The 9,488-nt window shown below is 44.6% G+C and carries 6 protein-coding genes; 2 read left to right on the top strand and 4 right to left on the bottom strand.

All coding sequences use genetic code 11. The features are described 5' to 3' along the window. The 4 genes from GF309_12045 to GF309_12030 all read right to left on the bottom strand — a co-directional run. Nucleotides 1–4,312, bottom strand: a 4,312-nt coding sequence (locus GF309_12045) for a hypothetical protein (protein ID MBD3159515.1), incomplete at its 3' end; no start/stop codon positions are given. Between the two features lie 614 nt (nucleotides 4,313–4,926). Then, nucleotides 4,927–5,784 carry a methyltransferase domain-containing protein gene (locus GF309_12040; protein MBD3159514.1) on the bottom strand — a complete coding sequence of 286 codons (858 nt, stop codon included), beginning with the start codon at nucleotides 5,782–5,784 and terminating at the stop codon, nucleotides 4,927–4,929. Between the two features lie 64 nt (nucleotides 5,785–5,848). Beyond that, a complete protein-coding gene (locus tag GF309_12035) occupies nucleotides 5,849–6,346 on the bottom strand; it encodes a hypothetical protein (protein ID MBD3159513.1) in 498 nt (165 codons plus the stop codon). 1 nt (nucleotide 6,347) lies between these two features. Beyond that, nucleotides 6,348–6,854: a hypothetical protein gene (locus GF309_12030; GenBank protein ID MBD3159512.1), complete on the bottom strand. Its 507-nt coding sequence runs from the start codon at nucleotides 6,852–6,854 to the stop codon at nucleotides 6,348–6,350. Nucleotides 6,855–7,207: 353 nt separating this feature from the next. On the opposite strand from GF309_12030, the gene GF309_12025 reads away from it, so the two are divergent. Together GF309_12025 and GF309_12020 are read left to right on the top strand one after the other, a co-directional pair. Continuing rightward, nucleotides 7,208–8,482 (top strand): DegT/DnrJ/EryC1/StrS family aminotransferase, encoded by a 1,275-nt coding sequence (locus GF309_12025; GenBank protein ID MBD3159511.1) that lies wholly within the window; start codon nucleotides 7,208–7,210, stop codon nucleotides 8,480–8,482. A gap of 26 nt (nucleotides 8,483–8,508) precedes the next feature. Next, nucleotides 8,509–9,444 carry an NAD-dependent epimerase/dehydratase family protein gene (locus GF309_12020; GenBank protein MBD3159510.1) on the top strand — a complete coding sequence of 312 codons (936 nt, stop codon included), beginning with the start codon at nucleotides 8,509–8,511 and terminating at the stop codon, nucleotides 9,442–9,444. Nucleotides 9,445–9,488: the final 44 nt, after the last annotated feature.

Here is a 9,488-nt window from a genome sequence, read left to right as displayed (position 1 = left end):
CCAATACAACGATGAAAGGTAGACCTCCGGGCGGCTGGGAACCAGTGGTAGTAGAAGGGGGTCCGGTTGTTGTGGTTGAGTCAGTAACGCCGGGATAATCAGCTGCATCTAATGGGTCTGTTCCGCTTAGGACCTCGGCACCATCGAAATAGCCGTCTTGATCCGTATCATCGTCCAAAGGATCGGTTCCTATCTTCACTTCGTATGCATCATTGAGATTATCACAGTCAGTATCGATGCACTGTGTATCGGTACCATGCTCCAGTTCATCTAAGTCATCCAGACCGTCATAATCGGCATCACCTATTGCTGCACCAAGTTGGTCAAGCACTTCCCTAATTTCAGTGATGTTACCAATTGCTGTGGAATTGAGCTCTTGAAGCCATTCGTGATTGTCCGTTGCTAGGGCGGCCACGAGTTCCAGCTGCGTAGCATTTCCTTCAAGGGCGGTAACCGTATCTTGGAGAAGCGTGGCATTTCCCTCTACATAGGTGAACAGGGCTTGAATGGCCGTATGATTCCCGTCGAGCCACGATATTGTCTGCTGAAGGAGTGTTGCGTTGGACTCCAGTTGCTGAGCTACTGACTCAAGGAGTGTTGCATTGCCTTCTGACCATAATACGAGATTCTCGATCAGCGTGGCATTCTCGTTGAGGGCACTAACCGTTTGCTCAAGAAGGGTTGCATTGCTTTCCAAGTAGTTGTAGAGCGTCTCGATTTCCGTATGATTCCCATCAAGCCATTCTGAGAGCTGTTGCAGGCGCGTGGCATTGCCTTCAAGGTTTTGTATCGTTTGCTCAAGCAATGTCGCGTTGCCTTCCATGTAGGAGTACAGGTTCTCGATTGCCGTATGATTAGTCTCCAACCAAGATACCGTTTGTTGCAACAGCGTAGCATTCCCTTCAACGTAATCAAACAACGATTCGATGGCAGTATGATTCCCATCAAGCCACTGTGCAACCTGCTCCAGCCGAGTTGCATTTCCATCCAAGGCAACTATGGTTTGGTCAAGTCGAGTTGCATTACCTTCCATGTATGTGAACAGTGTTTCAATCGCCGTGTGATTTCCATCCAGCCAAGTTATAGTCTGTTGAAGTAGCGTGGCGTTAGACTCCAACTGATCAATCACGTTCAGCAGTAGAGTCTCGTTCCCTTGAGACCAGCTTACCAGATTCTGAATCAGAGTTGCATTGCTTTTTAGATTATCGACGGTTTGTGTGAGAAGAGTTGCGTTCCCCTCCAAGTAGGTATACAGATTCTCAATGGCCGTATGGTTTCCATCGAGCCATGAAATAGCCTGTTGGAGAAGAGTTGCATTAGATTCCAGCTGGTCAATCACGTTGAGAAGCAGAGTCTCATTGCCTCGGGACCAGGTTACCAGATTCTGAATTAGAGTGGCATTATTCTCAAGATTATCAACAGTTTTCGTTAGAAGAGTGGCGTTTCCTTCCAAGTAGGTATACAGATTTTCAATGGCTGTGTGATTCCCGTCGAGCCATGAGATGACTTGTTGCAGTAGCGTGGCGTTTTCTTCTAGCTGCATCTTGACGTTTTCAAGAAGGGTAGCATTTCCTTCGGACCAAGTAATCAGGTTCTGAATCAATGTTGCATTTCCGTCTAGGTCCTCGTAAATCTCGTCATACCATTCCTGTGGCATTGCGGGGTAATCATTCACGTCCGTTGCATTGCTCCCGTATGTGATTTCATAACCGTCGAGGAAGTTGTCATTGTCAGTATCAATCAAGTCAGGATCTGTGCCATAGGAATTGACCTCTGGGCCGTCTTCTAACCCATCGCAATCAGTATCCGAATCCAGAGCATTGGTGTAATGGACATCTATTTCGGCACCATCACCTAGTCCGTCATTGTCACTATCTGAATCATTTGGGTTGGTGCAATAGATATTGACTTCTAGACCATCATTCAAATTATCGTTGTCAGTGTCCGGATCGTTCGGGTCTGTACCTTCTTGATATTCCTCAAGATTGGAGAGTGAATCTCCATCTTCATCTCCGGATGCGTCATCAACTAACGGGTTCAATCCTTTATTGATTTCCCAATCATCAGGAGATCCATCGTTGTCCGTATCCGCATCGTTAGGATTTGTTCCGTGGACAACTATCTCCTCCTCATCACCCAGGGTATCGTCATCGCTATCTGCATCGTTGGGATTTGTACCGTACTGGAAACGCTCTTCACCGTCATATAGCCCGTCGGAATCGCTATCTCTCTCCGGGACCAAAACCGAGATGAAGGAATCCTTGCCGACACAATCATGACCCGGATCATATGCATTCTTCACAGGGAAATCAGGAGAAACTGTGTATCCAGTTATGAATGCGTAATCTTCTTCCGCTTCTATTGCATATCCTATTTCAGGATTGGAGCCGCCCAAATAGGTGCTGAAGTTTAGTGACTGACCATCATTTGAAAGCTTAGTTACAAAGGAATCAATAACTCCTCCGGCATGGTTTGAGGCATATGCATTACTAGTGGGAAAGTCAGCCGATTCTGTATAACCGGTGATATAGGCATAGCCGTTTTCAACAGCTATTCCATATCCGTAGTCAGAATCACTTCCTCCTAGGTAAGTCGAGTATACTAGGGACTGCCCGTTGTCAGCTAGCTTAGCCACAAAGGAGTCCCAGTGCGTCCCGTCATAGGTAGCATCATATGCATTGGTAGTCGGGAAGTCTGAAGATTCTGTATAGCCTGTCACGTACGCATTGCTGTCTTCCACCGCAATATCATACCCATAATCATCATTGCTCCCACCAATGAAGATGCTGGAGTTTAATGATTGGCCATCAATTGACATCTTTGTGACGAAACACTCTATGTTTCCGCTATACGAATTTAGACTGGGATAATTTGATGACCATGTTTCCCCTGTGACATAGGCATAGCCACCTTCAACTGCGATACTATATCCGTAGTCGATGTCACCTCCCCCAAGATAAGTGGAATAGACAAGTGACTGCCCATTCTCAGCTAGCTTAGTTACAAAACAGTCCCAAGACGCTCCGGTCGAATCATAAGCGTTGACTGTGGGAAAATCTGATGACTTGGTCCTACCCGTTAAGAAAGCATGACCGTTTTCGACTGCAATATCATGGCCGTAATCTGATTCGCTTCCCCCAATGTAAGTACTGTACCGGAGTGCTTGACCGCTATCTGAAAGCTTGAGTGCGAAGCAATCCCACCCATCTTTTGTGGAATCATAAGCGTTGATGATAGGAAAATCCGCAGAACCTGTTCGGCCTATAATATATGCTTGACCGTCCTCAACTGCGATTGCTTCACCCCTGTCTTCGGCGTATCCTCCAATGTATGTACTATAGCTGATAGATTGACCATCTCTTGTTAGTTTGGTTACAAAGCAATCTTCGTAATCGGAGTCATAAATACCAGAAGCAAAAGCGTTGTGAATAGGAAAATCACCAGAGTCGGTTATGCCAGTGATGTATGAATGTCCATCTTCAACCGCAATATCATATGCGGTGTCATTGCTACCACCACCAAGGAAAGTACTGTAAGCCAATAATAAGGGATCGATTATCAGAGTGGTACTCGAATCATAGGAACCCAAAGAGAAGATTACAGTGTTCTCATTTAACCTTGCAAAACTAGAAGTTATCTCATAATTCCGTTTCCCCTTTTCGAATACTTGAAGATCAGTGTCTGCAATCTGAAAACCATTTCGTGTGATAGTTACTCTATTCTTCCTTATCTCAAGATTGTCAGCTCTCGCATATCTAAGACGAATATCTTTTGGGTTGCCGCGGGGATATACGACGAAATCGTATTTCAAATGTTCGTCATGAATTCTGTAGACTAAATCGATTCCAGGATAGATTTCTGGGTACCGAAGCATGGAGTAATCTGAAAGCCCAGTTCTCCATTGTGCGGAATCAGAGCCCAGGAAGTAATTCGTCACGGACCCAATTGGTTTTTCACCTACGGGGTCAACTGAATTGCTTCCTGGAAACTCCAACGTGAATACTGTGCCCCCTGAGAGGTATTTCACTGTCGACTTGCCGAAATAAGCCACAGGATCGACACCCCTTCTGCAGACATAGTCGAGCCCACCTTCTGAAGATGGGGTCTCAGTGAAATGCATCATGTCGAGATTGACATTATCCGCATGTTCTGAATCATTTTTGGCGTTCAAGTCTTCAGGGAAGTCTCCCGGGACATCCAGATTCGATTCGTTCTCGACTTGTGTTGTTGAAAGCTCCATGTCAGTTTGGGTTAGAGGAGCAATCAGGATTGCTAGAGCGATGAGACATACTAGGTGACTACGCTTATTCATACACTACCGTTTTCCTACCAGCTACAGGGTATACTGTACATAGTCGTATTGAGAGGGCATTTAATCCTAATCCCGATTAACTACGTCCACGATTCGAGTACTATCCGCCTGTCCAGCAATATGTTGTTACTAACAGTACACCAGCCATCACGCCAATAATCTGTTTTAATCATCAGTATGGAAATGCTAGCTTTGCTCCTCTTGTATTTGCCATGGTTTGCCCGAGGAACAATACTGTACACATTCTGATACTCAGTAGCAAGCATTTGACAAGGAAGTAAATTCGGGCTAAATCTATGACGGGTAGGAATGAGAGCATAATTGCAATTCCTGATTCAATATAATTCGTAGTTGGCGCATTCTCAGCATGTAGCTAATCGATAAGATAATCCAAGATAAAAACGTGAATAATCTAGAGAATATGAAACGAGAGTCTTTAGCATCTAAATCCATTTTCAGAAGATATTGAGTTGATTTGTGAAATATCATCTTGATATTCGTGCTTGAACTTAGAAAACCATCATTCGTATTGCGGCCTTCTTAAGCGTAACAAATCCGAAACTCACAATCACGCTCCTTTCCGTGCTAGTATGGAAAACCGTCGAAATGCACAGTTACGAAGGGGGCTTAGAGGATTTGTCAAACTGGAACAAAACTGCCACCCAATTTGGTTTGACTACTCCAAGAACAATCCATAGGAATCTTATCAAGAAGTCGATCAAGTAGATGAAGTTGATCAGGTAATGCCCTACTTCTTTTTTCTGGCTTGTTTTTCCACACCGGGGACATTTTCCGTGCACTATCGGCAGAAATACACCAGCGCTGGCCATAGCCTTCCAGATTCTTCTGCATCCAGTAGGGTTCCTGCCTATGTATGAGATCGCAACTGGCTGATACTCCTCGAAAAGATCAAGCAAATCGCGAGTCGAAAAAGATTGAAGATGGCCATACGGATGGCTGTAAGTATTGCAGAACTTGCATCTCCGGACATGCCTAAATAGTTCCTCTTCAAATGGAACGGAAGCAAGAATATGCTCCCGTGATACCTTCTGGATTTCGAGCGTAGCCTTTCTCAAGTCCAAGTCGGAAAGATGCTCAAGCACTTCAGTACATATCACACCTTGAAATGAGTTCTTCTTGAATGGAAGGTGGGTAGCTGATCCTTGAACCCTTTGGCCTCTGGACATTTTGAGGTGTTCCTTCACCAAATCTAGATTTACTGATTCTTGGTTGAGCGAATTTGAAACACGAGCATCGAAACTACCCACATCCAGAATTCTACCGCTGATTTTAGGGAATAGCTTGCTGGTCATTCTGATACGGTTTCTCTCTTTTCTTGTCATCTCCGAACATGGTTTCAAATACCCTCCCTGACTAAGAAGATTCCCGGCCCGAGATTCCATAACCTGCTTACCCAATGAATCAGCTTTCTTGCCCTTTATAAAATGAGAAGTGCTTAAGATTTTCGACATGAAATCACTTGAGCAAATTCAACTGCAACTCAAAAACGAAATTGGACGGTCCCGTTTTAGCGAGCTAAGAGGCTGCTTGGGAATCCTGGTTGACATAGTATAAGATAGAGCGAATGAAAAGTGCGATGGCAAGAGCCAGCAGGCCGAAGAGCGGAAAGTAGGGGTAGTCAGACCACACCAGGCCGAATGAGTAGGGAATCTTGAGGGGGTACAGCAGGTAGAGACCGCGCTCGGGCCAGGGGTGCATCGTGAGGTCGAGGAGCAGGTGGATGACGGTGCCAAGGAAAATGAGCCTGAAGCGAGTGCCGAAGTCCGTATGGTCGATGTGGAATGCGGTTGCGGCGGCGTAGGTGATGACCACGATGCCGAGGAGGGAGTGGAAAGCGTAAGTGAAATCATGAGATGTATAGCCAAGGTAGTTGAGAAACAGGGATAGCGGGCGCTCGGAATCGACAGCAACTGAGCCGAGAATGAGCAGCATCGATTCCTCTCGCGACTGTTTTCTGCAGACTATGAGTGCAGCTGATACTCCAAAAAGAAGGTGCGTAGTGACATCTGCCATTTCAGTTCCCCCTTGAGACAAACGCAAATCGGTCCCTGTCGAATGTGAAAATGGCGAAAAAGAGGGCAACGAACATGATAATTCCAGGAATCGAATGGAGCAGACTTCTGGAGACCCCGTCAATTGGATAGTCGTGTATGTACAGCTCCGTTACTTCAATGTAGCCGACAGATGAGAGACGGGATATTCCGCGTAGGCTTATGTGGTCACCAACAGCAACCTCACCGAGCGAGCTGGAGAGAAAGACGTGGAGACCCTTTGTGGTTTCGAGAAGCTGGCCTTCCGGGTTCGTCTGGTCGTCAACATCCGCAATGGTTACTGATATGCTGATTTTGCGGTCCTCGTAATCACCAGGATTGGTGAGAAGCTGGGTGCTATCTACAGCGTGATATTCAGTGGTGTTTATCTGCTGAGGGAGGAAAACACTTGTCATGGCTACAAGAAGCAAGAAGGATAGCATAACTGTAATGCCCCATCTGATATCATTGGCTGTGCCAGACAACTTCAACACTCTTGTCACATTTGAAGCGTACGTAGTTAAGAATCTACACGATATGGATTCGCCGTTCGTGTCTTTGCTATTAATCTCTGAAGAAATCGGTCTATATGACGACGAAAGACAACAGCAATACTTTCCTTTTAAGGGAAAATTGGCTAGAAAGAAGACAAAGTAGAATTGGATAAGTTAATTGAAGAGAAGAAAGAAGATTACTAGTAATAACAACGAAAGATATACTTACAATAGATTCCATGCAATTAGTGAATAAAGAAGACATAAATTTCAGTAGATATTCTGTGTTATATCTTAAGAGGGGCTTTTGATGTCCAATCCTACACAATGTAAGGATAAGTGTGCCGAAAATGAAGAAAGCTTGTAAGTACCTGAAACAAGAAACAATCGACGATTTGAAAAGAGCATTTCTCAAATCAAGTGAGCGTGAAAAATCTGGTTATGATTTTCCACTTGTAAGGCCGCCCTTCAATATTGACGAGATTCTTGAGGCGCTTGATTCGCTCATCTCAACTAGAGTCACCATGGGAGAGAAAGTCAAGGAATTTGAGAAACGTTTTGCTGATTATGTGGGAACAAAACATGCGATAATGTTCAACTCGGGTTCGTCTGCCAATCTCATTGCATTGGAGATACTTGCTAATCCAGTGGTTGAAAGAGGGATTGAAAAAGGTGGAAGCGTTATTGTTCCTGCTCTCACTTGGTCAACAAGTGTATTTCCAATTGTGGATATCGGAGCAAAACCAGTATTTGCAGATTCACTGCTTAAGACTCTTAATCTCGACCCCAGTTCAGTCGAGAAATGCATCGATAAAGAAACGGATGCCATACTTGCAGTTCATCTAATTGGTAATCCTTGTGATATGAAAGCGTTAAATGATCTGGCAGAGGAGAACAATCTTCTTCTCGTCGAAGACTGTTGTGAAGCCCATGGAGCTGAATTCGATAACAAAAGAGTTGGTTCTTTATCCGAAATGGGTACGTATAGCTTCTTTTTCTCACATCATATATCCACTATCGAAGGCGGCATGATAACAACTGATAATGATGAGTTTGCGGAGCTTGCTAGGATTCTAAGAGCTCATGGATGGACCAGAGATATGAAGAATCGAGATAGTTTGGAGAAACGATACCCCGACAGGGATCCACGATTCCTTTTTGTTAATCGCGGATACAACCTTAGACCTACAGAGATACAAGGCGCTTTCGGAATACATCAGATTGCTAAATTGGATAGTTACGTTCGTTTGAGAAGAAGAAATGCATCCATTCTAGCAGATATACTAGAGGACAGCAATGCAGATATTACATTACAGAAAGAACAAACGTCAGGAAAACATAGCTGGTTTGGTTTTCCATTTGTTTTGAACAAGGGGGGATGGGATCTGAGAAAACGAGTAATAACTAGACTAGAGAAGAGGGGAATCGAGACACGGGTTGTTATGGGGGGCAATATGGCCGCCCAGCCAGCGACAGAGATGTATGATTCAAGAAGCCCTGTACCTCTGAATATCGCAGAAAAGGTTGATCGGTCAGGAGTACTGGTTGGCATACATCCTCAAATGTCTGAGAAAGAATGCAAGGAACTAGGAAATAGAATCATAGCAGCACTCGCGAAATGCTAGAAGAGCTTGGGTAAATGTGATTCAAGATGAAAAAAGATAGCAAAATATACATTGCAGGTCACAGAGGAATGGTTGGTAGCGCAATTAGAAGAAAACTCGACGCACTCGGATATGATAATCTTCTCATGGCGACTAGGGATAGCCTTGATCTCACCCGACAGGAATCGGTTGAAAAGTGGTTCGAAGACAGTAAACCGGAATTCGTTTTTCTAGCTGCGGCCAAAGTTGGTGGAATTGCTGCAAATATGGCTTCACCAGCAGAATTCTTCTATGATAACATGATGATAGAATGTAATGTAATCCATATGGCATTCAAAACAGGAACCAAGCGGCTCCTCTTTTTAGGTAGCTCATGTATCTATCCAAGAAAGTGTCCGCAGCCTATGAAGGAGGAGTATATTCTTACTGGCCCACCTGAACCGACAAACGAAGCTTATGCTGTTGCAAAAATCGCGGGGCTGAAAATGTGTCAATACTATCGCACCCAATACAATTTTGATGCATTCACCATTGTGCCGCCCAACCTGTACGGCCCAAGAGATAATTTCTCACCCCAAGACTCACATGTTGTTGCCGCTCTGATTAGGAAGTTTCACGAGGCAAAAGTAGAGGACAAAGATGAGGTCGTTATCTGGGGAACAGGTACTGCCAGGAGAGAACTGATGTATGTGGAGGATTTAGCGGATGCTGCGGTTTTCTTGATGAATAATTATGACCAACACGATTTCATTAATGTGGGAACAGATTCTGACGTCTCTATTTTAGAGCTTGCTCAAACTATTATGGATGTCATAGGATTTGAAGGCAAGATAGAACTTGATAAGAGTAAACCTGATGGAATGCCGCGAAAACTGATGGACAGCTCAAGATTCGAAGCTATGGATTGGGACGACATTACGCCTCTTGAAGAAGGAATCGAGAAGACCTACGAGTGGTACTGTAGAAACGTAGCGAGCAGTTAACTCCCTCGTCTGGCGTCTAGTTTAACCGGGGGTCTCCTCACTAT

This window comes from Candidatus Lokiarchaeota archaeon (assembly GCA_014730275.1).
In the GTDB taxonomy this organism is placed as follows: domain Archaea; phylum Asgardarchaeota; class Thorarchaeia; order Thorarchaeales; family Thorarchaeaceae; genus WJIL01.
This window is presented reverse-complemented; position numbering and strand designations above follow the sequence as displayed.

Coding starts and splice junctions, on each gene's coding strand:
- GF309_12040 (MBD3159514.1), bottom strand. CDS start 5,784: ATGTCGAAAATCTTAAGCACTTCTCATTTTATAAAGGGCAAGAAAGCT.
- GF309_12035 (MBD3159513.1), bottom strand. CDS start 6,346: ATGGCAGATGTCACTACGCACCTTCTTTTTGGAGTATCAGCTGCACTC.
- GF309_12025 (MBD3159511.1), top strand. CDS start 7,208: ATGAAGAAAGCTTGTAAGTACCTGAAACAAGAAACAATCGACGATTTG.
- GF309_12020 (MBD3159510.1), top strand. CDS start 8,509: ATGAAAAAAGATAGCAAAATATACATTGCAGGTCACAGAGGAATGGTT.